Source organism: Pseudomonas sp. Root562, from assembly GCF_001427125.1.
GTDB lineage: Bacteria > Pseudomonadota > Gammaproteobacteria > Pseudomonadales > Pseudomonadaceae > Aquipseudomonas.
On sequence record NZ_LMGK01000003.1, the window covers coordinates 91,842 to 117,499 of the forward strand.

Sequence of the window (25,658 nt, forward strand, 5' to 3'; positions counted from 1 at the left end):
ACTGATGAGGAGTCAAGCATGTCGCCCTTTCAAGCGTTGAATCTGCCCAACGGCCAGACCATCGGCAACCGCATCGCCAAAGCCGCGATGGAAGAAAACCTCGCCGACATCGATCAGGCACCCGATGGTGGGCTGTTTCGCTTGTACCAGGCCTGGGCAGATGGCGGAGCCGGGCTGCTATTGACCGGCAACGTGATGATTGACCGGCGCGCCATGACTGGCCCAGGCGGTGTAGTACTCGAAGATGAGCGGCATCTGCAACGCTTCCGTCAGTGGGCCGACATTGGGCGCAGCGGTGGTGCGCAGTTCTGGGTGCAATTGAATCACCCCGGCCGCCAGACCATGGCCAACCTTGGCCAGCAAGCGTTGGCGCCTTCGGCGGTAGCACTGGATCTGGGACAGTTTTCGAAGATGTTCGCCGAACCGAAACCCATGAGCGAAGCCGACATCGACGAGGTGATCCAGCGCTTTGCCGCCAGTGCCGCGCTGGCTGAAAAGGCCGGTTTTACCGGCGTGCAGATACATGCCGCTCATGGCTACCTGATCAGCCAGTTCCTTTCACCACTGACCAATCGCCGAACCGATCGCTGGGGCGGCTCATTGGAAAACCGTGCCCGCTTGCTGCTTGCAGTGGTCGATGCCGTGCGCCAAGCGGTATCACCGCAGTTTTGCGTAGCGGTGAAGCTCAACTCGGCAGATTTCCAGCGCGGCGGCTTCGATGCCGACGACGCCCGGCAGGTTATCCAGTGGCTGAACGAGCTGCAGATCGATTTGCTCGAACTCTCGGGCGGCAGCTACGAAGCACCGGCCATGCAAGGCGAGGCCCGTGACGGGCGGACGTTGGCGCGCGAGGCTTATTTTCTGGAAATGGCCGGTGAGTTGGCCGCAGTGGCATGCATGCCGGTAATGGTCACCGGCGGAATTCGACGCCTGACAGTTGTCGAACAAGTGCTCGCCAGCGGCATCGCCATGGCTGGAATAGGCACGGCCCTCGCCGTTGAGCCCGGCTTGGTCAAGCATTGGCGAGAAGGTCTGAACAGTCACCCGCAACTGCCGCCAGTTCGCTGGAAACGCAAACCGCTGGCAGCATTGGCAAACATGGCGGTCGTGAAATTCCAGCTGCATCGATTGAGTCGTGGGCGTAAGACCCGACCTGGAGTGTCGGCGCTGTGGGCGTTGATTGTCGACCAGTTGTACCTGGGCAAGCGTACCCGGCAGTATCGGCGGGCGATGGCGAAGTAATTCGATTGAGGCTGGCGGGTACACCGCTATCGCGAGCAGGCTCGCCGTGATCGGCGCGCAGCACAGGAAAAATCACCCCGGCAACAACTCATCGATATGCCGATACTCCGACTGCAACTGCTCCGCCATCACCTTGCAGCGACCCAGCCTGATCGGCCCACGCTCGATATCGATCAGCAGCCCGGGACAATTGAATGGCTGCAATGTCGCCCCGTCCTTGATCCGCCCATCCGTGATCACCAGCAAGCGTTGCTGCTCGGCCGGAAAGCGCTTTCGCCGGGCCGCAAGCCACTGCCCCGCTTCGCTCAAGGCCGCCAGCAACGGCGTGCCGCCACCGGCGCCCAGTCCATCAAGCCAGTGACGCAAACCGCTGGACGCTTTCAACCCTTGAACCTGCCACTTCGGCGCAGCGCCACTGGCAGACAGCAAGGCCAGCCGGGCGCGTTGGCGATAGGCGTCATCGAACAACTGCGCGAGCAAACCCTTGGCATCGCTCAAGGCATGGTGCCGACGGGTCGAAGCCGACGCATCGACAATCACCAGCCACAATTGATTAGCCGAACGTGTGCGCACGTGGAACAACAGATCCGCACGCACACGTGGCCGACCAATGAGCAAGGTCCCCGGCCAGTTGATCGAACCGCTGCAGGCAGCGTGACGCTTGCCCTGTCGGCCATGGTCCAGTCGTCCGGCGCGGGGCCTGGCATTCGCCCCCGCGTCGGATCGGGGGCGAATGCCTAGGGCTTTTTTGGCCAGCTCGGCACTTCCCGGCGGGCGCCGACAGGCGATGCCTGAGGAGCCATTTCACCCCACTGCCCCTGGCCTTCACCCGGATTGGTCGTTTGCGGCGAAGACGACTGTGGCGCTTGCGCCGGTTGTGGCGCCGATGCGGCAAGCTCACGGCGACGATGGCGCAAGGCGAACTCGGCGACCGCGTCGATATCTTCGACGCTGATGGCACGAGCGCCACGCCAGGCTGCGTGGGCACGAGCCGCGCGCAGCCAGACCAGATCGGCGCGCATGCCGTCGACTCCGGCGGCGAAGCAGCGTTCAGTGATCTGCGCCAGCGCGTCGTCGTCCAGCGGGATGCTCGTCAACGCAACGCGTGCCTGCTGGCAACGCTCGCGCAGGCTCGCTTGTTGGCTCTCCCACGCGGCGCAAAAGCGCTGGGGATCGCTGTCGAAATCCAGGCGCCGACGGATGATCTGGCCGCGCTCTGCCGGTGCGGTGTGGCCGCTGAGGGCGACATTCAAGCCAAAGCGGTCCAGCAGCTGCGGCCGCAATTCGCCCTCTTCCGGGTTCATGGTGCCGATCAACACGAATTTCGCCGAATGCCGATGGGAGATGCCATCCCGCTCGATCAGATTGGTACCGCTGGCGGCGACGTCGAGTAGCAGATCGACCAGATGATCCGGCAGCAGGTTGACCTCATCGACGTAGAGCACGCCGCCATCAGCCTTGGCCAGCACACCCGGTGAAAATTGCGCCCGGCCTTCACTCAGCGCGGCATCCAGATCGAGGGTACCGACCAACCGCTCCTCAGTCGCGCCCAACGGCAAGGTAACGAACTGACCGCTGGCGAGCAGGTCCGCGAGGCCTCGGGCCAATGTCGACTTGGCCATGCCACGCGGACCTTCGATCAGCACACCGCCGATCTTCGGGTCAATGGCGGTCAGGTACAGCGCGAGCTTCAAATCGTCGGCGCCGACCACGGCGGACAGGGGGAAATGCGGAGTGTCGGTCATGTCGGGTTTCTCATCATGGTCGGTCATTACTCTGTGGCGAGGGAGCTTGCTCCCGCTGGGCTGCGCAACGGCCCCAAAAATCAGATACACCACGGTTTCGGGTTTTTTGTGATCGTTCCCACGCTCTGCGTGGGAATGCCTCAACGGACGCTCCGCGTTCGGCTCTGGGTGGGACGCGGAGCGTCCCGGGCTGCATTCCCACGCGGAGCGTGGGAACGATCAGCTATACGCCACGGTTTCGGGTTTTACGACTGCTTCGCAGCCGAGCGGGAGCAAGCTCCCTCGCCACAGGTGTCCACTGTTCTCTAGTCAACTGTCTTCTTCTATGTCCAGCAGCAGGTTTTCCAGCGCCTCGCGATACTCGCCCGGCGCTTTCCACATGCCTCGCTGTTGCGCTTCGAGCATGCGTTCGGTCATGTCGCGCAACGCGTGGGGATTGTGCTCGCGGACAAAATCCCGGGTGTCCGGATCGAGCAAATAGGCATCTGCCAGCAAGGCGTACTGATGATCGTCGATCAGCTGTGTGGTGGCGTCGAAGGCGAACAGGTTGTCGACAGTCGCAGCCATTTCGAAGGCGCCTTTATAGCCATGTCGCTTTACCCCGTCGAGCCACTTGGGATTGGCTGCCCGCGAGCGGATGACCCGGTTCAGCTCTTCCTTGAGCGTGCGGATTTTCGGCAAGTCCGGCTGGCTATGATCGCCGTGGTAACTCGCCGCCGCGGTTCCGCTGAGGCTTTCCACCGCCGCGAGCATACCGCCCTGGAACTGATAGTAGTCATTGGAATCGAGCAGATCGTGCTCACGGTTATCCTGATTTTGCACAACGGCCTGCACTTGACTCAGGCGTCGACTGAAGGGTTCTCGGGCCAGGGTGCCCTCGTCAGATCCGCCATAGGCGTAACCGCCCCAATTCAGATAGACCTCGGCCAGATCCTCACGGCTTTGCCACAGCCGACCGTCGATAGCGCCCTGCACTCCTGCGCCATACGCGCCGGGTTTGGCACCGAAAATTCGCCAACCGGCCTGGCGTCGGGCCGATTCCTCATCAACCCCCGATTGCAGCAACGCTGCCCGCTCGGCACGGACCTTGGCCGCCAACGGATTGAGATCGTCAGGTTCATCCAGCGCAGCCACCGCTTGTACAGCGGCGTCGAACAAGCGGATCAGATTGGCGAAGGCGTCGCGGAAGAACCCGGAAACGCGCAAGGTCACGTCCACTCGCGGCCGATCGAGCAAGCTCAGCGGCAGGATCTCAAAATCGTCGACGCGCTGACTGCCGGTAGCCCATACCGGGCGCACGCCCATCAACGCCATGGCCTGTGCGATATCGTCGCCACCGGTGCGCATGGTCGCGGTGCCCCACACTGACAGGCCGAGCTGACGCAGATGATCGCCATGATCTTGCAGGTGGCGTTCAAGAATCAGGTTGGCCGATTGAAAACCGATGCGCCAGGCGGTTGTGGTCGGCAGGTTGCGCACGTCCACCGAATAAAAATTGCGCCCGGTGGGCAGCACGTCCAGCCGTCCGCGACTCGGCGCGCCGCTGGGGCCGGCTGGCACGAAGCGGCCGCCCAAGGCATCGAGCAGGCCGCGCATTTCTGCCGGGCCGCAGGCGTCCAGGCGTGGTGCGACCACTTCGCGCAGATTGTCGAGGATGGCCTGGACCTCGGACCAACCCGGCCCCTGCAGGAGCGAGCCTGCTGGCGAGGGTGTGTCAGCTGCGTTGGCGTCGACTGACACGCCATCGCCAGCCGGCTCGCGCCTACACGGATCGGTCAACGCCTGCGAGATCAGTTGTGCGGCGAACAACTCAAGGCGTTCGCGGGTATCGCCAGCGGTGCGCCAAGCTTCTTGGGTGAGGTTGTGCAGTTCAATTGGTCGCGGCCCAGTCCATGGTTCGGCCAACACGCAATCCAGCGGATCGAAACCCAGCGAGAATGCCTTGGCCAAAGCGCGCAGCAAGCTCGATTGCGCACCACGCCCGTCACCCCGGGGGATTCGCAGCAATGCCAGCAACGTATCGATACGCAAGCGCCCGACCGGCGACTCGCCGAAAACATGCAAGCCGTCGCGGATCTGCGATTCCTTCAAGTCACACAGGTAAGTGTCCAGGCGCGGCAACCAGATCGCCGCATCGACATCGCTGTCGAGTTGTTCGTCCAGTTGCAGTTCGCGGTCGATGTGGGTGTCGCGCACCAGTTGCAGGATGTCGCGCTGCAACTCGCGGGCGCGACGCGGATCGAGCAATTGCGCTTCGTAGTATTCGTCGGCGAGCAACTCGAGATTGCGCAGCGGGCCGTAGGTTTCGGCACGGGTCAGCGGTGGCATCAAGTGATCGATGATCACTGCCTGGGTCCGTCGCTTGGCCTGGGCGCCCTCGCCCGGATCGTTGACGATGAATGGATAGATGTTGGGCAGCGGCCCGAGCAATGCATCCGGCCAACAGTGTTCCGACAGGCCTACCCCTTTGCCCGGCAGCCATTCGAGGTTGCCGTGCTTGCCGACGTGGATCAGCGCGTGGGCGCCATAGGTGTTGCGCAGCCAGAAGTAAAACGCCAGATAGCCGTGGGGCGGCACCAGGTCCGGGTCGTGATACACCGCGCTCGGGTCCACCTGATAGCCGCGCGCCGGTTGAATGCCGACGAAGGTCAGGCCGAAACGCAGCCCGGCGATCATCATTCGGCCGTTGCGGCACATCGGATCGTTTTCCGGCGCCCCCCAGCGAGCCAGCACCGCGGCGCGATTAGCTGCGGGCAGTGCGTTGAACATTTTCAGGTAATCATCCATTGCCAGACTTTGCTGGCAGGGACGCTGGTCGAGAGTGGCCAGGTCATTACTGACACCGCCAAGCAATTGCTCGATCAGCGCGGTGCCGCTGGCCGGCAATTCGACGTGTAGCGGATAGCCTTCTTTATGCAGCGCACGCAGAATGTTCAGGGCAGCGGCCGGCGTGTCGAGGCCCACACCGTTGCCGATGCGGCCGTCGCGGGTCGGGTAATTGGCGAGGATCAGCGCCACGCGCTTTTCAGCATTGGGCAGGTGTGCCAGGTCGGTCCAGCGCCGTGCGAGCTCGGCGACGAAGTCCATGCGTTCGGGTTGCGGGCGGTAGCAGACAACATCCGATTGGCTGCGCTCACTGCGCCACGCCAGATCCTTGAAGCTGATCGGTCGGCTGATAATCCGCCCATCCAGCTCTGGCAGGGCAATGTGCATCGCCAGATCACGCGGGCCGAGGCCTTGTTCGCTGGCGCGCCAGCCCGGCTCGTTGTCCTGGGCACAAATCGCCTGGATCACCGGGATATTGCGGCGAAATGGTCGCAGGTGCGGCGCTTCAGGGCTGGACTGGGCGAAACCGGTGGTGTTGAGAATCACCGCCGCTTCAGCCTCGTCCAGCAGGTCCTCGACCACCGTCAGGCAGCCGGGCTCTTTCAAACTGGCCAGCGCGATGGGCAACGGATTCAACCCGGCAGCCTGCAAACGCTGGCAAAAAACATCGATGAAACCGGTGTTCGCCGCTTGCAAATGCGAGCGGTAAAACAGCACGGCCGCCACCGGTTGACCCGCCTGCCATTCAGCCTGCCAGTCATTCAATTGAACGGTGTTTTTTTGCGGATGGTAAATCGCCGTGCGCGGCAACGCTTGCGGTTCGGCCCAGGCGTAATCCCGCGCCAACCAACGATTGGCCAGGCAACGGAAAAAATCCAGGGCATTGCCCATGCCGCCCTGACGAAGAAACTGCCAGAGCCGATCACGATCCTCGGCACCGACGGTGCTCAGGTCACTGAGTTCCGGGTCCGGGCGATCGTCACCCGGCACCAGAATCAACTGCACTCCACGCTGCGACAATTGCACCAGCCGCTCGACGCCGTAACGCCAATAGGCAATGCCGCCGTGCAGCGAGATCAGAATGACCTTGGCGTGGCGCAAGACTTCATCGACATACAGATCAACCGAGGCATGATTCTGCACCTGCATCGGGTTCGCCAGGCGCACGCTCGGATAATCGTCGGGCAACTGCTGCGCCGCTTCGGCAAGCAACGCGAGGCTGGAATCGCCGCTGCACAGGATCACCAGCTCGGCGGGGGTTTGTCCAAGGTCGGCAATGTTGTCATCCGACACGAAACCGCCGGGCTGGGTCCTGAGCAGGTGCATGGCTTACACGCTGAGCGCGGCGCGCAATTGCGCTTCGAGCAGGCTGGCGTCCAGTGCCTGGCCGATCAGCACCAGACGAGTGACGCGTGGTTCCTCAAGGCTCCATTGACGATCGAAGTGCTTGTCAAAACGTGTGCCCACGCCCTGAATCAACAGGCGCATCGGTTTGTTCGGGATTGCAGCGAAGCCTTTGACACGCAGGATGCCGTGCTGGACCACCAGTTGGGTCAGCGCGTCCATCAGCAGGCTTTCGTCGGCTTGCGGCAGCTCGATGGAGATGGAATCGAAAGCATCGTGATCGTGATCGTCTTCGCCTTCATGGTGGTGATCATGATGGCTATGACGGCTGTCGATGTGCTCTTCAGAGCCGGCACCCAGGCCGATCAACACGTCCAGCGGCAAGCGCCCGCTGCTGGCTTCGATGACTTTTACCGCAGGCGGCAGTTCTTCGGCGACTTCCAGGCGCACGCGCGCCAGGTCTTCAGGGCTGATCAGGTCGGCCTTGTTGAGGATCACCAGGTCAGCGCTGGACAGTTGATCGGCGAACAGTTCGTGCAGTGGCGATTCGTGGTCCAGGTTTGGGTCGAGTTTACGCTGGGCGTCGACCTGATCCGGGAATGCGGCGAAGGTGCCGGCCGCCACGGCCGGGCTGTCGACCACGGTGATCACCGCATCAACGGTGCAGGCACTGCGGATTTCCGGCCACTGGAAGGCTTGTACCAAAGGTTTTGGCAGGGCCAGGCCCGAGGTTTCGATAAGAATGTGATCGAGATCACCGCGCCGGGCGACCAGTTCGCGCATCACCGGGAAGAACTCTTCCTGAACGGTGCAGCACAGGCAGCCGTTGGCCAGCTCATAGACACGGCCACTGGCTTCTTCTTCAGTGCAACCGATTGAACACTGCTTGAGGATCTCGCCATCGATGCCCAGCTCACCGAATTCGTTGACGATCACTGCGATGCGGCGACCCTGAGCGTTGTCGAGCATGTGTCGCAGCAAGGTGGTTTTACCCGAGCCGAGGAAGCCGGTAACGATGGTGACGGGGAGTTTGGCCAGTGTTTTCATCGGATGCCCTTTGGCAAGGTGGCGGGCATACGGGACGAGAACCGGCAACGCCTGTGCGCGCCGGAAGCGTTCGCCACCGGATCACCCCGCCCGGTTGTAGTGAGAATCTGTATCGAGGCAGGTCTCCTGGCTGACGGTGTCCCAGTCGCTTGACTGGCGTTGGCTGCGCCTTCCCGCGGGCTCAGGACTTGAGCGTGCAGTGGCGTGGCAGCGAACATCACCGTTCACAGTTGCGGGGGCAGCCGCGGCATTGACCGCGTTCCCTTCTTAGCTTCGACAAACGCCGAAGAACCTCGAAAGCGCAAGGCTACGCATGGTATTGGGGCGGGTCAATGATCAAGCCAAATCGATCGTTCCCGCGCTTTGCGTCGATCGTTCCCACGCTCTGCGTGGGAATGCCTCAACGGACGCTCCGCGTTCGGCTGTGAAAGGGACGCAGAGCGTCCCGGGCTGCATTCCCACGCAGAGCGTGGGAACGATCTAACGAATGATCAACGCAGAGCGTGGGAACGATCAAACGAATGATCAACGCAGCGCGTGGGAACGATCAACTCAAACGAGAACCCTTGCCAATTGACGCCCAACCTCCGCCCATGCTCTCCTATGCATCTTGTTACGGGTGCCCTTCACAGGGTGAAACGGGAAACCGGTGAATCATGTGCTTTACTCCAAGCCATGTCAGTCCGGTGCTGCCCCCGCAACGGTAAGCGAGCGAAGCGTCAGATCCACTGTGCCGATGAGGCATGGGAAGGTGATGCTTGCAGGAACAGGCTCAGGCCTGCGCCCCTCGTGAGCCCGGAGACCGGCCCGCAACACAAGGTGAATACACCATCACTGAATGACAAACCCGCGGTGGGCGGGCGCTGTTCGAAGCTCTGCGCGCCCGTTCGTGCGGGCTTTCTGCATGCGCTTCTGATTCCCCGCTGACAGACCAGAGGGAAACGCCATGTCGATCACCAGCAGCACCGCTCATAGCAACACTGCCAGCGCCACCAATACCCTGACTCAACGTCTGACCGCCGCTGTCTGCGCGTCGATTCTCGGCGCATGCCTGGTGTACTTCGCCGGTTTCTCGCACATCGAAGCCGTGCACAACGCCGCGCACGATACCCGTCACAGCGCCGCGTTCCCGTGCCATTGAGACCTTCAGACATGATCAAGCGTATTGCGCAAACCGCAGGTTTCAGCGGGCTGCTCGCCGCCCTGCTGCTCACTCTGCTGCAAAGCTTCTGGGTCTCACCGCTGATCCTGCAGGCCGAGACCTACGAGAAATCCGAACCCGCCGCTGTTGAAGCCCACGAACACACCCACTCCGAAGGCGCCGTTGCCGCGCACACCCACGATGGCGAAGCCTGGGAACCGCAAGACGGTTGGCAGCGTGTGCTTTCGACCACTGGCGGCAATCTGGTGGTAGCCGTCGGCTTCGCCCTGATGCTCGCCGGGCTCTACACCTTGCGCGCACCGACCAAAACCTCCCAGGGCCTGTTCTGGGGCCTGGCGGGCTACGCAACCTTCGTGCTGGCGCCAACCCTGGGCCTGCCGCCTGAATTGCCGGGCACCGCTGCCGCCGATCTGGCGCAACGGCAGTTCTGGTGGATTGGCACCGCGGCCTCCACCGCGGTGGGTATCGCCCTGATCGTGTTCAGCCGTCACTGGCTGATGAAAGTCCTCGGCGCGGCGATCCTTGCGGTTCCCCACGTGATCGGCGCGCCGCAACCGGAAGTGCATTCGATGCTGGCACCCGAAGCACTGGAGACCCGTTTCAAAATCGCTTCGCAGCTGACCAACGTGGCGTTCTGGCTGGCCCTGGGCCTGATCAGCGCCTGGTTGTTCCGCCGCAAAAACGATGGCCAATACCGCGCATGACTGAAGTCAGCACAGTGCCGACCCTGGTGGTCGGCCTGGGCTGCCAACGCGGCTGCCCGGTGAGCACGTTGCGCGCACTGCTCGATCAGGCGCTGCAAGCACACCGGATCGAGCTTCATGACATCAAGGCCCTGGCCAGCATCGACTTGAAGCGCGACGAACCGGCTCTGATCGAATTGGCCACGCAACTGGCGTTGCCGTTGATGTTTTTCAGTAGCGAACAACTGGCTGGTTATCAGCCACACCTCAGTCACCATTCACAGATCGCCTTCGAGCGCACGGGTTGCTACGGCGTGGCGGAAAGTGCCGCCCTGGCCTTGGCCGAACAACTGGGCCATGCACCGGCAAAACTGCTGATCCGGCGACAAAAATATGCCCAGGCCACTCTGGCATTGGCCTGCGCTGCGTAAAATCCCCGATAATCCGCGCAATCGATCATGAGCAATCTTCATTTGAAGCCTTGCCCAGCCCCTTTTTTCCACAGGAACCGACGATGACCGTCTATTTCATTGGCGCAGGTCCCGGCGACCCGGAACTGATTACCGTCAAAGGCCAGCGCCTGATTCGCAGCTGTCCGGTGATCATTTATGCCGGCTCATTGGTACCCGCCGCTGTTCTTGAAGGCCATCACGCCGAGACGCTGGTCAACAGCGCCGAACTGCATCTGGAACAGATCATCGAGCTGATCAAGCGCGCCCACGCCAACAACCAGGATGTGGCGCGGGTGCACTCGGGCGATCCGAGTCTGTATGGTGCCATCGGCGAGCAGATTCGCCACTTGCGCGAACTCGGCATTCCTTTCGAGATCATCCCCGGCGTCACTGCGACCGCCGCCTGTGCCGCGCTGCTTGGGGCGGAACTGACGTTGCCGGACGTGTCACAGAGCGTGATCCTGACCCGCTATGCCGACAAAACCGCGATGCCGACGGGCGAAGAGTTCTCCAGCCTGGCGCAGCACGGGGCGACCATGGCGATTCATTTGGGGGTTAATCACCTGACGAAGATTGTCGAAGAGCTTGTGCCGCATTACGGCGCAGATTGCCCGATTGCGGTGGTTCATCGAGCGACCTGGCCGGATCAGGATTGGGTGCTCGGAACGCTTGAGGACATTGCCGACAAGGTTGCCGCCAAAGGGTTTCGTCGTACGGCGTTGATTCTGGTGGGGCGCGTGCTGGGCAGTGACCAGTTCAGCGAATCGTCGCTGTATCGCGCCGGGCATGCGCATTTGTACAGGCCCTGAAACACCTGTGGCGAGGGAGCTTGCTCCCGCTGGACCGCTAAGCGGTCCCTCCATCAGCCATTGCACTCATCACGGGAAATGCATCGGCTGACAGGCGACTGCTTCGCAGTCGAGCGGGAGCAAGCTCCCTCGCCACAGTGTTTTTCATGTCGCAGCGAACACCTTAGTAGTAGGCGTTTTCTTTCTGCGTGTGGTCGGTCACGTCACGGACGCCCTTGAGCTCCGGGATGCGCTCGAGCAAGGTGCGCTCGATACCTTCCTTCAGGGTCACGTCTGCCTGGCCGCAGCCTTGGCAACCGCCGCCAAACTGCAGAACGGCGATGCCGTCCTCGACCACATCGATCAGGCTGACCTGGCCGCCGTGGCTCGCCAGCCCCGGGTTGATCTCGGTTTGCAGGTAGTAATTGATACGCTCGTTGATCGGGCTGTCGGCATTGACCATCGGTACTTTGGCGTTTGGCGCCTTGATGGTCAGCTGGCCACCCATGCGGTCGGTGGCGTAGTCGACAACCGCGTCGTCCAGGAACGCTTCGCTGAACGAATCGATATAAGCGGTGAAGCTCTTGAGCCCCAGCGCCGTGTCTTCGGGTTTTTCTTCGCCAGGTTTGCAGTAGGCAATGCAGGTTTCTGCATACTGGGTGCCAGGCTGGGTGATGAAGACGCGGATGCCGATACCCGGGGTGTTCTGCTTGGACAGCAGATCAGCCAGGTAATCGTGGGCGGCGTCGGTAATGGTAATAGCGGTCATGGAAACTCCTCGCAGGCTTGGGCGCAGTTTACGCCAATCATCGCCGCGGACAAAGTCCTAGTATTTTTGTCGGGAAAGATTCCGACGCTACTCCTCTGTAGGAGCAAAGCTTGCTCGCGATAGCGTCAGGCCAGCCAGCGTTGAGTCTGAATGTGCCGACGTCATCGCGAGCAAGCTTTGCTCCTACAGAATGGGTGTTTCAGAGGTTTTCGTAGCGGTTCATGTCGAGTACGCCCTCTTCCAACGGTTCGGTCTCGTGGATGTAGCGGCTCAAATCATGGAAGTACTGCCAGAATTGCGGGTGACTGCGGCGGATTCCCCAACGCTCGACGATTTTCTCGAAACGATCGGCGTCCTTGGCGTTCTCCATGGCTTCGACGAACGCAGGCACCTGCCCGGCGGGAATGTTGAACATGAAGTTCGGATAGCTGCTGAGTACTCCAGGAAAAATAGTCAACGTGTCCAGGCCTGGCTGATAGCGCAACGACTCGCCGAGCATGAACGCCACATTACTATGGGCTCGATTGCGCAACATGCTGTAGACCACGCGTTGGCCGCTGGCCGTTTCGATACGCAGCATGGTCGCTTCCGGCAGTTGATCGATAACCTTGAGCCCCGCGGCGGGTCGTGCCGTGAGCGTGCTCAGGGCTTGTTCGGCGTTTTGCAAGTCAGGGTCGATGTTCGGCCGGGAACAATAGGCTCCGTTACAGCGGTTGATCGGATCAGGGTTGGCATTGAGGTCGCCATAGCGTGCCAGCAACTGCAGGGCAAAGTCGCGCTTGGGGTCTTTTTCGTCGAGTTTCAGCGCGGTGGGCGTATCGTCGTCGATGGCTTCATAGTTCAACCACATCTTGAATTTGCCGCCGCTCTGATACCAGTCGCTGAGGTAATCGTCCCGCGAATCCGCAGGCATCAGGCGCAGGAAGTTCTGCTCGGCACCATTGCGAATCAGATCGAAATACAGGCGTGTCTGAGCCTGATGGGAAACGTTGCCGAACACGTCAAAATTCACCGCCAGCTGATAGTAAGTACGTTCCAGCAGCGGGAAATCGAACAACCACATGGTTTGCGGCACATCGCCAATCAGGCCTTTGGTCACGGCAGCACTGTCGAAATGACGGAAAATGCTCAGCAGCGCATTGTCGTTACCCGCCCACAGGGTCGACCAGCTCGGTGCCGGCATTTCGGCGTAGTTGTCCCGGCGCAAGGCCTCGTATTCGTTGCGTTTGTCGCGGTAGTCACGCCACAGACTCAAGACACTGCCGACATCGTCGTTCTGCCCCGGCATCGCCAGCAGCGGCGTGGCCTGGCCGCGATAGTTCGGGTCTGTAATGTAAAGGTCATGTTCCGGTGCCTGGAACAGCGCCCAGAAGTTGTCCCGGATCACGTCGGTAGCGATCTGCCCCCGACAAACCGGGCCGCGAATGAAGGTGCGCACGAAATACTCGGCGTTATCGAGCATGAACTGGTAACGCGCCTGGGCCGGGATTGCCTCGAAGGTGGCAAACGGGTTGGCCCGGCTCTGCGGTCCATAGCCGGGCAGCGCATTGGCCTGCCAGTTGCCGCTGTAGAACAGGCTTTTGACCCGCGCCATTTTCGCGGCACTCAAGGGGTAAGTGATGTGGGTCTTGTGGACGATCACACCCTGTACCGGCCACAGCCGGTAATAAAACTGGTTACCTGGGTCATCGTTCGGGCGACGGGTATTGATCAAATCGATGGGCTGGCCAGTCGGTGTGCGCGAGCGCACCCACTGAAAGAAATGACCCGCTTCACCGTCCTTGAAATAGAGGTGCGCGAGAAACCAGTGCTCATACAACCAGCGCCCCACCAGGCTTTGCCGGGCGCCCGCCGAGTTGAGCAGGTTCTCCCACTGCACCACCTGCAACGCTTCTTTGGCGCTCGGCACCAGGCCCTGTTCATCGATCGGCGCACCGGAAGCCAGCCAACGTTGCAGCGTCTGGTACTGCTGATCGGTCAGGCCGGTGACTGCCAACGGCATGCCTTCCTTTGGATGGGCGCTGGCGTACCCATCAAATTCGCCGGGCATCGCGCACATGTTGTCCCGGTTCAAGCCCAGGACGATCTCTGCAGGCAATTTGGCGTTGGGCTGCAGTGGCGTTCGATGACCCAACTCCAGCATCCGCGCCATCAAGGCAGCCTGATTGCTCTGGGCATCGAGCACCGAGTAAAAACCCAGTTCCTGCCAGGCCTGTTTGCCGCTCGCGTCATAAAACAAACGGGTTGGAGTTACCGCCTGGCCACGATCACCGTCATACACCGGGACTTTGGTCGCGCCGCGTGCCGCACCTTCGCCGCTGCCGAGGTTGAGCTGGCAGGCCGCGTCATTACAGGCGTGGCAGGCCACACACTTTTCAGTGAAGATCGGTTGAATGTCACGGGTGTAGGAAATGGAAGAGGAACTGCCAGCAGTAACCGCCGGGTCTTGCGCCGTTGCGCCCCAGCTTAAAAACAGCAAAACACTGCTGATGACGACGCGATACGACATGTCCCTGGTCCCGATCCTTTAAAAAACGCCGCGATTCTACCGGTCCGGCGCCCTCTCCAACATGAACGATATTCATGCAAAACCCGAACATGCTCTAAAAGCGCACAGGTTTGCTATTATCCGGCCCTTCGTCATGGTCTTTCCGAGTAGTCCCAATGTCCGATCGCAGTGTTCGCCTTCAAGCTCTCAAGCACGCCCTCAAAGAGCGCATTCTGATTCTCGATGGCGGTATGGGCACGATGATCCAGAGCTATAAGCTCGAGGAGCAGGATTACCGTGGCAAACGCTTCGCCGACTGGCCGAGCGATGTCAAAGGCAACAACGACTTGTTGGTGCTGACTCGTCCCGACGTGATTGGCGGCATCGAGAAGGCTTATCTTGACGCCGGCGCCGACATTCTGGAAACCAACACCTTCAACGCCACCCGGATTTCCATGGCCGATTACGGCATGGAAGAACTGGCCTACGAATTGAACGTAGAAGGCGCACGCCTGGCCCGCAAGGTCGCCGATGCGAAAACCCTCGAGAACCCGGACAAGCCGCGCTTCGTCGCTGGCGTGCTCGGCCCGACCAGCCGCACCTGCTCGCTGTCACCGGACGTTAACAATCCCGGCTACCGCAACGTGACGTTCGATGAGCTGGTGGAGAACTACACCGAAGCCACCAAAGGCCTGATCGAGGGCGGCGCCGACCTGATCCTGATCGAAACCATCTTCGACACCCTCAACGCCAAAGCGGCGATTTTCGCCGTGCAAGGTGTGTTCGAAGAGCTGGGCATCGAGTTGCCGATCATGATTTCCGGCACCATCACCGACGCCTCCGGCCGTACCCTGTCCGGCCAGACCACCGAGGCGTTCTGGAACTCCGTGGCCCACGCCAAACCGATTTCGGTCGGCCTTAACTGCGCCTTGGGCGCCAGCGAACTGCGCCCGTACCTGGAAGAACTGTCGAACAAAGCCAACACCCACGTTTCCGCGCACCCGAACGCCGGTTTGCCAAACGAATTCGGCGAGTACGATGAACTGCCGGCGCAAACTGCCAAGGTCATCGAAGAATTCGCCCAAAGCGGCTTCCTGAATATTGTCGGTGGTTGCTGCGGCACCACGCCGGGCCACATCGAAGCCATCGCCAAAGCCGTGGCCGGTTATGCCCCGCGCGAAATTCCGGACATTCCCAAGGCCTGCCGCCTGTCGGGCCTGGAACCGTTCACCATCGATCGCAACTCGCTGTTCGTCAACGTCGGCGAGCGCACCAACATCACCGGTTCCGCCAAGTTCGCCCGCCTGATCCGTGAAGACAACTACACCGAAGCCCTGGAAGTCGCCCTGCAGCAAGTCGAGGCCGGCGCCCAGGTGATCGACATCAACATGGACGAAGGGATGCTCGATTCGAAGAAGGCCATGGTGACCTTCCTCAATCTGATTGCCGGCGAGCCGGACATCTCCCGCGTACCGATCATGATCGACTCCTCGAAGTGGGAAGTGATCGAAGCCGGCCTCAAGTGCATTCAGGGCAAGGGCATCGTCAACTCGATCAGCATGAAAGAAGGCGTCGAGCAATTCATTCATCACGCCAAACTGTGCAAGCGCTACGGCGCCGCCGTGGTGGTGATGGCCTTCGACGAAGCTGGCCAGGCCGACACCGAAGCCCGCAAGAAAGAAATCTGCAAACGCTCCTACGACATCCTGGTCAACGAAGTCGGCTTCCCGCCGGAAGACATCATCTTCGACCCGAACATCTTCGCCGTGGCCACCGGCATCGAAGAACACAACAACTACGCTGTGGACTTCATCAATGCCTGCGCCTACATCCGCGACGAACTGCCGTATGCGCTGACCTCGGGCGGCGTGTCCAACGTGTCGTTCTCGTTCCGGGGCAACAACCCGGTGCGCGAGGCGATCCACTCGGTGTTCCTGCTGTACGCAATCCGCGCCGGCCTGACCATGGGCATCGTCAACGCCGGTCAACTGGAGATCTACGACCAGATCCCGGTGGAACTGCGCGACGCCGTCGAAGACGTGATCCTCAACCGCACCCCGGATGGCACCGACGCCCTCCTCGCCATTGCCGACAAGTACAAGGGCGATGGCAGCGTCAAGGAAGCCGAGACCGAAGAGTGGCGCAACTGGGACGTCAACAAGCGCCTGGAACATGCACTGGTCAAAGGCATCACCACGCACATCGTTGAAGATACCGAAGAGTCGCGCCAGTCGTTCGCCCGCCCGATCGAAGTGATCGAAGGTCCGCTGATGTCGGGCATGAACATCGTCGGCGACTTGTTCGGGGCCGGCAAAATGTTCCTGCCGCAGGTGGTGAAATCCGCTCGGGTGATGAAGCAGGCCGTGGCCCACTTGATCCCGTTCATCGAACTGGAGAAAGGCGACAAGCCGGAAGCCAAGGGCAAGATCCTCATGGCCACGGTCAAGGGCGACGTGCACGACATCGGCAAGAACATCGTCGGCGTGGTGCTGGGTTGCAACGGCTACGACATCGTCGACCTCGGCGTGATGGTGCCGGCGGAGAAAATCCTCCAGGTGGCCAAGGAAGAAAAGTGCGACATCATCGGTCTGTCCGGGCTGATCACGCCGTCACTGGATGAAATGGTCCACGTCGCTCGAGAGATGCAGCGCCAGGACTTCCATCTGCCGTTGATGATCGGTGGCGCTACCACCTCCAAAGCGCACACCGCGGTGAAGATCGAGCCCAAGTACAGCAACGATGCGGTGATCTACGTCACCGACGCCTCCCGTGCGGTGGGCGTGGCGACCCAGTTGCTGTCCAAGGAACTCAAGGCCGGTTTCGTCGAGAAAACCCGCCAGGATTACATCGAAGTCCGCGAACGCACGGCCAACCGCAGCGCCCGCACCGAACGCCTGAGTTATGCCGCAGCAATCGCGAAAAAGCCACAGTTCGACTGGAGCACCTACACGCCGGTCAAACCGACGTTCACCGGCACCAAAGTGCTGGATAACATCGATTTGAAAGTGCTGGCCGAGTACATCGACTGGACGCCGTTTTTCATTTCCTGGGACCTGGCCGGCAAGTTCCCGCGCATCCTGCAGGACGAAGTGGTCGGTGAAGCCGCCACCGCGCTGTACGCCGATGCCCAGGAAATGCTCGCCAAACTGATCGACGAAAAGCTGATCAGCGCCCGTGCGGTGTTCGGCTTCTGGCCGGCCAACCAGGTGCGTGACGATGACATCGAACTCTACGGCGATGACGGCAAGCCGTTGGCCAAACTGCATCACCTGCGCCAGCAGATCATCAAGACTGACGGCAAGCCAAACTTCTCCCTGGCTGACTTCGTTGCACCCAAGGACAGTGAATTAACCGACTATGTGGGTGGCTTCATCACCACCGCCGGTATCGGCGCCGAAGAAGTGGCCAAGGCTTATCAGGACGCTGGCGACGACTACAACTCGATCATGGTCAAGGCCCTGGCCGACCGTCTGGCCGAGGCCTGCGCCGAATGGCTGCACCAGCAGGTGCGTAAAGAACACTGGGGTTATGCCAAGGACGAAACCCTCGACAACGAGGCGCTGATCAAAGAGCAATACACCGGCATCCGCCCTGCCCCGGGTTACCCGGCGTGCCCGGATCACACCGAGAAAGCCACGCTGTTCGCCCTGCTCGACCCCGAGGCTGCCGAAATGCGCGCTGGGCGCAGCGGAGTGTTCCTCACCGAGCACTATGCGATGTTCCCGGCCGCCGCGGTCAGCGGATGGTATTTCGCTCACCCGCAGGCGCAGTACTTTGCCGTGGGCAAGATCGACAAGGATCAGGTCCAGAGCTATACGTCGCGTAAAGGCCAGGAGCTGAGCGTGACCGAGCGGTGGTTGGCGCCTAACCTGGGTTACGACAACTGAGGCTGATCCCGGGAGTCGACTCGTGCGACTCCCGGGGTTGTTTCAACGCTGCGGGTTTACGTTACAACCCCACCAGCGTCCGCTCTATTTCAGACAGTTCGCGCAACAGCTTTCCTTGCTCGAAGACAAGGTCTGCCTCGATCGCCTGCATGGCGATCTTGTACTGCTCCTGCGCGCCTTCGCCGTAATTCGGAAACTGCTCATCCACATCGTGCTCTCTGCCTGCGAAACCCTCACGCAACTGGGCAAACCGTTCAGGGTATTTTTCTTTCAAATAATCGCTCCAATATTGGCGGCCGACCAACTCATCAATCAATGCCGGTGATTGTTCTGCCGCGATCACTTCAGCATGGGCCGCCTCCAGCATGGCAGACGAAACGTTGCCGCTGTAGCGCATGCCTCTGGGTTGTCCCGGCAGTTCAAGTCGCTCGGCAAGGCCGATACGATAAGCCAGACGCACTTCAGCCGGATCAGTCGAGCGGCGCTGTGCCCGGCGCTGGGCAATATCGCGGTTGGCGATCTCCTCGACCTTGCCAAGTCGAAACAGATTCCTGCCGAGCCGGAACAAGACTTGGCCATGCTGCCCCGGTGCAATTGACTTCGAGGTTTCGAACTCGAAAACCTTGACCTCTATATTGCTGAACAACAGGATTTGGCCATCGACGCAGGTTGCGCCGGCTCTCGCCAATTCGAAAATCGTATCCCTCAGACCTGCGTCGCTATCGGCCACCCTCAATACGGTGTGGACCCGCCGCACAAGATCAGCACGTCCTGTCATGAAGTCTGTCGTACCTTCCAGCCGGGTCAGCAGATTGAAAAAGAACTGATTGTTTTGCGCTTGCTCAAAATCATTCCAGATCCGTATCAACTCCTCGGCATCTGCAGCTGACGAATCGATCCAACGTTCACGAGCCTCGGCACCCGTCACCTCATCCATATCCACTTCAACGTCACTCACGATCGAGTCATCGCTATCGCTGTCGTCAACACTGCTGCTTTCGCTACTGCTGTCAAACCGCTCCAGTGCCTCGTCAATCTCTGTTGAACGCCATCCCACTATCTGCTCGCCTTCCTGCACTTGATTATGCAACATCAGCAAGCTTGTACCATCGAGGGTCTCGTTGCCGGCCAGATTGGTGCCCGCACGCAATACCCTGTGCGCGTCGGCCATCAGGGCTGGCGGAATGAACTCGATCATGTTGTCGCGCAAATCCAGGGTGCTGAGTGAAGGGAGCTCAAGTGCACCCTGCGGCCAGATGACCAGACGATTGCCACTCAGATCGAGGGTTTGCAAACTTCCAAGGCCGCTGACATCCAGTGACTCGAGCCAGTTTTCTGAGAGGCTCAACGACTCCAGGTTGCTCAACCCGGCAAGCTGACGCTCAAGCTCAGCTGCATTGGAGAAACGGTTATTGGCCGCCGAAAGTCGCTTGAGGCGGCGCAAAGAGGTCACTGACGCTGGCAAGGCATCCATCGCGTTGGCATCCAGCGCCACGGTATGAAGGTGAGTAAACGCGCCAAGAAATTCGCTTAGCCCGTCTTCACTCAGATACACATTATTGAGGTTCAACTCACCGACATGAGCGAAGTCGGCAGTTAGCGTCGGGAGATGGCCCAATGGGATATCGGACAAATCAAGGGTAATGCCTGCCGATGTACCACGCAGGTTCTGCCTCCAGCACGCCATTATCCGGTCAGCTGCCTGGCGGCGTTCGGTGGCGGCGATCCACACAGGAGGTGACGATTCAACGCGGTGCTGTGGCGGGGTATCGATCCATGTGTTCAGGGACTTCGTCAATGCCTGGTGTTGGCTGTCCCACTTGGCCAATTGCTCGTACAGAGGGCCAGCCCCGCCATGGCGCGTGGCGAGCACATCGATGATCCGTATCGCCTCGGCCGCCGGCAAATCCGGATCAAGCCTTTGCAGGCGGGCTTGCGGGGTCAAGCGTGTCAGGTCATTGCCAGGTACAACGGGCAGCGGCAACAACAACTCCGGATTCTGCGCGACCAGCACCGGAAAATACTCGGGTTCGCCCTCTGTAAAGCCTGTCTGCAAGCTGGCCCTGGAAATGCCCATAGGGTTTTCCGACGAACTGCTTGCCAGCAAATCGCTGCGGGCCTTTGCCGTCAATCGGCAACCCTGCAAATCGATTTTTGAAAGGTGTTGAGCGGTCAGAGCCGTCTCGGGAATCGTCGTGATAGCGCTGTTGTTCAGCTCGATCCTGTCGAGGCTGGACAAGCCCCACAAACCCGATGGCCAGTCTTTGATGGCGGTATGCCCCACACGCAAAGTCTGTAAGCGGGACATGGCACTCACGTCCAGCGAATCGACCCGGTTATAGCGCAAGTCCAGGCTTTCCAGGGCAGATAACCGGTTCAGGCGCTGCTGCATGCTCGGGGTGATGGTCAGGTGATTGCGGCTCAGATTCAGCTCACTGAGTTTTGTCAGGTTGCCCAGTGTCGTCGGCAGACTCTGCAGCTGATTGCTACTCAGGTCCAACCGGCGAATGTCGGTGAAGCCGCGCAAAAATCCACTGACATCTTCGGATGAGGCCATGACCCCCGACATTTGCAAGGTTTGCACATGAGCAAAATCTGTTGCCGACAACGTCGGCAGTTCAGGCAGGTCGCCCAGCGCCCAGCCTGACAAATCCAGATTCGATGAAATGATTTGTCCGGGCATGAGGGGCCATGAACGCACCGTCGAAGGGCCGAGCTCCGGTTGCGAAACCGGTACCTCCTGCGCGCCGCCATAACGTTTACGCAGGCCATCACGCCAGCACTCGCGGATTCGCCGGGCAATGACCTCCCGCTCCCGAAGGTTGACTTGCCGGCCATTGGCTTTTGTCGTTTGCTGCTGCCACCGCTCCAGTTGCAGGCGCAGCGCCTGTCCATCCTCGCGCAGCCCATTGATCCGTGCCAGCAATGCCCGCCCTGCCAACCCTTCTGCCTTCATTCGCCCAAGGGCAGCCTTTGAAAGCTCTTCGCTGGTTTCCAAGGCATCATTCAGCGTGCCTCGGCAATATCGATCGAGCATGTGCCCGCTATCCTGCAAATGCGCAGGATGCTCGTGCACATACTCGTACGCCCTCACGAAGTCCTCGGTACTCAGCCTGGCCCAATTGAGTTTCATGCCGGGCCACAGTGCTTCGTGACCGGCAAGCCATTGAGCGGGGAGTGTCTTGACGCTTGAGTGAGTGAGGTCCAGCGCTCTGAGCTGAGGCAATTGCTGGGCGCCCTTGGGCCAAACCTCTGTCGTTCCGTACACACTCAACGAATGCAGGCGAGTCAGACCACTCACATCCAGTTCGCCCGCCATGCCGATCACGTCCAATTGTTGCAGTTGCGGCATGGCGTCTATCGCCGCTTGGACAGTTGCGCTGTACTCCTGCCCCAGCGGCCCGGCGATTCGCAAGTCATGTATGCCTGGCAATGCCTTCAGCTTCGCGGCCAACTGAACTCTGTCGACGCCATCCCGGACGCCCAACTTCAACGACCGGGCGTTGGGGAACTGACGTAAAAAGGCTTGCGGTGTCTGACTCAACATTGCACCCGCACTCATATGCAGTCGACTGACGTGAGGAAAGTTGCCAGTCAGTTCCGGCAAGCTGTCTGCAACACCGATATCCAGGTAAACACTGGCAGCGCCATCATAAATTCCCCGCTGCTGCCAGACGCCTTTGATGTTGCGCGCGACCTGATGACGGAGAGTATGCGGACCGCCGCTTTCAACCCACTGGTCCAGTTGCGCCGACAGCGTCTCGTACTCCTGGGCGCGCAAGTTCAGTAAATGGGCAATTTGCGTTTCGGTCATACCATCAAGCGCAAGCTGAATGACCATCGATTCCGCCATCTCATCGGAGACGTTCGGATAGACATCCCGCAACCTGGAGACCAACGACGGATTGACCATTGCGCCGGCACCTCGCCCGCTCATCGGGTAGCCGACCCTGCCGTCCGCCAGGCGTCGCGGCGCACGGAATCGTGAAGTGCTGGCGCCAGGTGCGAGGGTTTGCATCATCTGCTCACGGTGGCCCATGGCATAGGTGGTCACTGCCTCCTGCAACCTGGCACCCTGCGCGACATTGGGCATGCCCAACCGGGCGCGGGCATCGTCTGGTAACGCATGCATGAGCGAAGAAAAAAAGTTGTCGCCTGCTTTCGGTACGCTATTCAACGAATTCTGGTGCTGGTCAAAGGCCTGGTACTGGTTGGCTTGATGGTGCTGAGAGCCGTCCCTCACCAGGTATTTGACCTGCTCGGCGGTTTCGCTACCGATGCTGTCGAGCAATTTTCCGTCGCAATGGCCCAGACGCACTTCCAGACGCAGGTTGTTCGGCCAGCCGGGGAGTCGTTCCAGGCTGTGCAGAGCCAAACGCTGGCTGTCCAATGACGCCATGCTTTCCAGATGCAGTCCGGCCAAGGCTTTGTTCAGCCGAGTCACCCGGGCGCGCGCCCTCCCCTTGAGTAACAAGCTTGTGGGGAGCCGGCCGGTTTGATTGATGTGCAGCCGCTCCTTGGCTGTGGCATTGGCCAGGACTTCTTGCGCCGCGTCCGTCGACAGGCTCGGGAAAGTGCTGCGCAGCGCCTGAGTTTCACGGTTCGTCGACTTGGCGCTCTGGCTGAGTTTGTCGAACAACGCGGTTTTGTTGCCTGCAAGGTGATCGCCCAGCTGTTGTCGAAATACAGCTTCGCGCTCTGCCTCGACTCGCGCACCTTCACTCCCCAGCAAGCGAACGATTTCGCCCTCATCCAATGCTGCAAGTACGCGTTCAGGGAGTTTCCCGGCAGACACATCCTCGCGGGAAATCCTGATGCCCGGCTTCGCCGGTAGTGACGCCTTACCATAGCGGGACGAAGCTCCCGTCAGGCCTGGATTGTCGAACACGTCGATTACACGTCCATGGGGCCAACGGGGCATTGTGATCACTTGCAGCAAAACGTCGTTGTAACGGCTGTCCGGCACCGGCTGATCGAGACGAATCTGTTCAATCAGTTCATTGAGCTGCCGGTCAGTCTGAAACTGCCGCAACGTATCGGACAACGCAGAGGGCAAGCTCAGGTGATCCATATGGATCTTGCGCAACGCGTCGTCGTCAACGCCGCTGATATCGGCAATTTTCTCCAGCGTCGCTGCATCGATACCTTCGGTGACCGGGCCCAGACGTCGCAGTAATGTCGCTCGATCCCACTCCAGCGGTCGCTCGAAACGATGGCGCCACGCGCCCCCTGCGTAGTGTTCAAGCACCGGGGAGTAAGCATCCGAGACTCTCGGGTTTTTTAGTCGCCATTTGTTCAGCACGGGATCGAAGGTCTTCTCGTAGACGTTACCGTCAAGCCTGATATAGGTTTTGCCATCCACTTGATATTGCCCACGCTCGTTGGGCTTGAGGCCCACCGGCAAGACCCTGTCGCTCAAGTAAGGTCTCAAGCCAGGCCGCCACAACTGTTCGCTGCCAAACGGCAATTTGACTTTGACCAAGCCATCGGCGATGGGCGTCGACAGCACTTTCGGCACTTTACCGGCTACCGTACCTACCGCCGCCATGAAGGCAACGTTCACAGCCACCGACTTCAAGTAACTCCAGGCCTGATCCGTGTCGCCAATGCTCCACGCTTCAACGCCGTGATAAACATCCATGGTCAGTTGCACGGCCATCACGGCCATCATGACCTCGCCCAGGCCAGGGACGAAAAATGCTGCTGCGTTGAGTACGCTCAGCCCCCATTCGGCATACCGGGCGAGTCGTTCATACCAGGCCTCATGATCAACTTTGGCGGTCGGCACCGCCAATTGCTCGGCAGTCTCTTTCAGGCGCTTCTGATGCCGCCTGTACAGCTCGCCGAACAGTTCGGTATCAAAGAATTCTTCACTGATATCCAGAACCGGCTCGTCCCGATACACGTGTTCGTAGATGCCGTCGAGGTGCCCCAGCGCGGTTTGTTTGCGGTAAGGAAAATCCGGGTTCCATTTGAGCGTTTGCAGGGCGGTCTTGATCTTGCCGAGGAACTTCCCCGCATCACCGTGGGGAATCAGTCTGAGAAATGAGCGCTGATAATTGACATCGCGCAGCCTGTAGCACAGGTCATTTTCAAAGGACTTGAGCGAGGCATATTCCATGACCGGCGCCAACGGATCACCGGGAATACAGACGATGATCCGCGAGTCCTGATAACCCAGCACGTCAAACAGATTGACTCCCGGATTGCTCCAACCGAAATCGATCTTTTTACCTTTGCGCCGACGTGCACCGATGACAAACAGCTCACTGACAGGCGACCCCAACACATGCAACTGACTGCAAGTGACGCGCTCGCCGTCCAGTGTTGGCGAGGGCTCGCCATTGAGCACGGCCAGCAAAGTACGGTAGGCCGAAGGCGTGATCAGCGACTTGAGGTGAGCGATATCGGCGTGCACTCGCAGACTGGCCTTCCATGCATCGATGGTCTGGGTGCGCACGGTGGCCGCCCGGTGCCCCGCGTCAAACATCGCCGTCAGGTGTTCCTGATACTGTTTGCCGATATCCAGCTCCCGGCATAACGATGCAAAATCGGCAGGTTTTAGCGCTAGCGGCTTGATCCTGTAGCGCGTTGAAGGCCCCGTTTCCGGATAGTCCCAACCGTAAGGTCCTCCTTGAGTTTCCAGATGGGCTGCGCGCAGTCCCCGCTCAGCAATGACGTCACCGGCATTGAATACCTGGTCTTCTTCAAAATTGCGCAGTGCCAGCTGCAGAAGTGACTGGTGCGTGATCAGAGAGTCTGCGAAAGGCTCGTAGAGCCATGTCTGCGTCACATTGACTTTGAGCCCGAACTTTTTTTGCAACGCCGCCTCAAGCAACGGTTGTGCGAATTCGGTGACGCCCTTGAGCCCGGTGAGGGTTTTTGCCAGGGTTTCGTTGCACGTTCGACTGCGTTTCTGCTGGTCTCGCACAGTGAGTCGTTGGTCACTGGCGGCCTTCTGAAACCATTGCGGCATGGCATCTTCGGCCAGCCCTCCGGGTGTTCTTGCCCGATCCAGAGCCCGGATGTTTGCCGGGGTCAAATGTCGTATGCGTTCGTGCAGCTTTTTTTTGATGAAATGGTTATGAAGGCCCTTTTCCTGGGCTTTTGGAATTCCACTCATGTGGCACTACCTGATGCTGTTGTATGAAGCATCAGTCAATCAGCGGGCCTGTCGTCCAGGGCGGTACATATTTATACCGGGGTAGCTCCCGGCCGATCTTCT

At 60.2% G+C, this 25,658-nt stretch carries 13 protein-coding genes and 2 riboswitches; of the genes, 6 read left to right on the plus strand and 7 right to left on the minus strand.

Translation table 11 applies throughout. The annotated features are described in order from the left end of the window. Positions 1 to 18 precede the first annotated feature (18 nt). A complete protein-coding gene (locus tag ASD60_RS04340) occupies positions 19 to 1,242 on the plus strand; it encodes an NADH:flavin oxidoreductase/NADH oxidase family protein (RefSeq protein WP_056852811.1) in 1,224 nt (407 codons plus the stop codon). A 72-nt stretch (positions 1,243 to 1,314) separates the two neighbouring features. Here ASD60_RS04340 and ASD60_RS04345 read toward each other — a convergent pair whose 3' ends face one another. The 4 genes from ASD60_RS04345 to cobW form a co-directional block, all read right to left on the minus strand. Then, entirely contained in the window at positions 1,315 to 1,926 is a 612-nt protein-coding gene (locus ASD60_RS04345) for a vWA domain-containing protein (RefSeq protein ID WP_442965978.1), read from the minus strand. A 53-nt stretch (positions 1,927 to 1,979) separates the two neighbouring features. After that, complete coding sequence (locus ASD60_RS04350) at positions 1,980 to 2,987, minus strand: ATP-binding protein (RefSeq protein ID WP_056852908.1); 1,008 nt, start codon at positions 2,985 to 2,987, stop codon at positions 1,980 to 1,982. A 309-nt stretch (positions 2,988 to 3,296) separates the two neighbouring features. Then, positions 3,297 to 7,139 carry a cobaltochelatase subunit CobN gene (gene cobN, locus ASD60_RS04355; RefSeq protein WP_056852813.1) on the minus strand — a complete coding sequence of 1,281 codons (3,843 nt, stop codon included), beginning with the start codon at positions 7,137 to 7,139 and terminating at the stop codon, positions 3,297 to 3,299. A gap of 3 nt (positions 7,140 to 7,142) precedes the next feature. Continuing rightward, complete coding sequence (gene cobW / locus ASD60_RS04360) at positions 7,143 to 8,204, minus strand: cobalamin biosynthesis protein CobW (protein WP_056852814.1); 1,062 nt, start codon at positions 8,202 to 8,204, stop codon at positions 7,143 to 7,145. A 99-nt stretch (positions 8,205 to 8,303) separates the two neighbouring features. Continuing rightward, positions 8,304 to 8,515, minus strand: a riboswitch (cobalamin riboswitch). Positions 8,516 to 8,804: 289 nt separating this feature from the next. After that, a riboswitch (cobalamin riboswitch) is annotated at positions 8,805 to 9,029 on the plus strand. 121 nt (positions 9,030 to 9,150) lie between these two features. Here cobW and ASD60_RS04365 point away from each other — a divergent pair. The 4 genes from ASD60_RS04365 (at position 9,151) to cobM (ending at position 11,310) form a co-directional block, all read left to right on the plus strand. Beyond that, positions 9,151 to 9,345: a CbtB domain-containing protein gene (locus tag ASD60_RS04365; protein ID WP_056852815.1), complete on the plus strand. Its 195-nt coding sequence runs from the start codon at positions 9,151 to 9,153 to the stop codon at positions 9,343 to 9,345. Between the two features lie 11 nt (positions 9,346 to 9,356). Next, positions 9,357 to 10,070: a CbtA family protein gene (locus ASD60_RS04370; protein WP_056852816.1), complete on the plus strand. Its 714-nt coding sequence runs from the start codon at positions 9,357 to 9,359 to the stop codon at positions 10,068 to 10,070. Continuing rightward, entirely contained in the window at positions 10,067 to 10,480 is a 414-nt protein-coding gene (locus ASD60_RS04375; protein WP_056852817.1) for a cobalamin biosynthesis protein, read from the plus strand. The genes ASD60_RS04370 and ASD60_RS04375 overlap by 4 nt, the downstream gene beginning before the upstream one ends. Positions 10,481 to 10,563: 83 nt before the next feature. Further along, the gene (cobM, locus tag ASD60_RS04380) at positions 10,564 to 11,310 is read left to right on the plus strand and encodes a precorrin-4 C(11)-methyltransferase (protein ID WP_056852818.1); all 747 of its coding nucleotides are present in this window, start codon (positions 10,564 to 10,566) and stop codon (positions 11,308 to 11,310) included. A 163-nt stretch (positions 11,311 to 11,473) separates the two neighbouring features. Here cobM and nfuA read toward each other — a convergent pair whose 3' ends face one another. Both nfuA and ASD60_RS04390 read right to left on the minus strand, forming a co-directional pair. Then, positions 11,474 to 12,058: a Fe-S biogenesis protein NfuA gene (nfuA, locus tag ASD60_RS04385; protein WP_007959519.1), complete on the minus strand. Its 585-nt coding sequence runs from the start codon at positions 12,056 to 12,058 to the stop codon at positions 11,474 to 11,476. A 199-nt stretch (positions 12,059 to 12,257) separates the two neighbouring features. After that, positions 12,258 to 14,567: a fatty acid cis/trans isomerase gene (locus tag ASD60_RS04390; protein WP_056852819.1), complete on the minus strand. Its 2,310-nt coding sequence runs from the start codon at positions 14,565 to 14,567 to the stop codon at positions 12,258 to 12,260. Positions 14,568 to 14,722: 155 nt separating this feature from the next. On the opposite strand from ASD60_RS04390, the gene metH reads away from it, so the two are divergent. Then, positions 14,723 to 18,433, plus strand: coding sequence for a methionine synthase (gene metH, locus ASD60_RS04395; RefSeq protein ID WP_056852820.1), 3,711 nt, complete (start codon positions 14,723 to 14,725; stop codon positions 18,431 to 18,433). Between the two features lie 61 nt (positions 18,434 to 18,494). Here metH and ASD60_RS04400 read toward each other — a convergent pair whose 3' ends face one another. Further along, a complete protein-coding gene (locus ASD60_RS04400) occupies positions 18,495 to 25,556 on the minus strand; it encodes an NEL-type E3 ubiquitin ligase domain-containing protein (RefSeq protein WP_056852821.1) in 7,062 nt (2,353 codons plus the stop codon). Positions 25,557 to 25,658 lie beyond the last annotated feature (102 nt).

What these genes read in the sequence shown, in the direction of transcription:
- ASD60_RS04340 (WP_056852811.1), top strand. Translation starts at nt 19, where the DNA reads ATGTCGCCCTTTCAAGCGTTGAATCTGCCCAACGGCCAGACCATCGGC.
- ASD60_RS04350 (WP_056852908.1), bottom strand. Translation starts at nt 2,987, where the DNA reads ATGACCGACACTCCGCATTTCCCCCTGTCCGCCGTGGTCGGCGCCGAC.
- cobN (WP_056852813.1), bottom strand. Translation starts at nt 7,139, where the DNA reads ATGCACCTGCTCAGGACCCAGCCCGGCGGTTTCGTGTCGGATGACAAC.
- cobW (WP_056852814.1), bottom strand. Translation starts at nt 8,204, where the DNA reads ATGAAAACACTGGCCAAACTCCCCGTCACCATCGTTACCGGCTTCCTC.
- ASD60_RS04365 (WP_056852815.1), top strand. Translation starts at nt 9,151, where the DNA reads ATGTCGATCACCAGCAGCACCGCTCATAGCAACACTGCCAGCGCCACC.
- ASD60_RS04370 (WP_056852816.1), top strand. Translation starts at nt 9,357, where the DNA reads ATGATCAAGCGTATTGCGCAAACCGCAGGTTTCAGCGGGCTGCTCGCC.
- ASD60_RS04375 (WP_056852817.1), top strand. Translation starts at nt 10,067, where the DNA reads ATGACTGAAGTCAGCACAGTGCCGACCCTGGTGGTCGGCCTGGGCTGC.
- cobM (WP_056852818.1), top strand. Translation starts at nt 10,564, where the DNA reads ATGACCGTCTATTTCATTGGCGCAGGTCCCGGCGACCCGGAACTGATT.
- nfuA (WP_007959519.1), bottom strand. Translation starts at nt 12,058, where the DNA reads ATGACCGCTATTACCATTACCGACGCCGCCCACGATTACCTGGCTGAT.
- ASD60_RS04390 (WP_056852819.1), bottom strand. Translation starts at nt 14,567, where the DNA reads ATGTCGTATCGCGTCGTCATCAGCAGTGTTTTGCTGTTTTTAAGCTGG.
- metH (WP_056852820.1), top strand. Translation starts at nt 14,723, where the DNA reads ATGTCCGATCGCAGTGTTCGCCTTCAAGCTCTCAAGCACGCCCTCAAA.
- ASD60_RS04400 (WP_056852821.1), bottom strand. Translation starts at nt 25,556, where the DNA reads ATGAGTGGAATTCCAAAAGCCCAGGAAAAGGGCCTTCATAACCATTTC.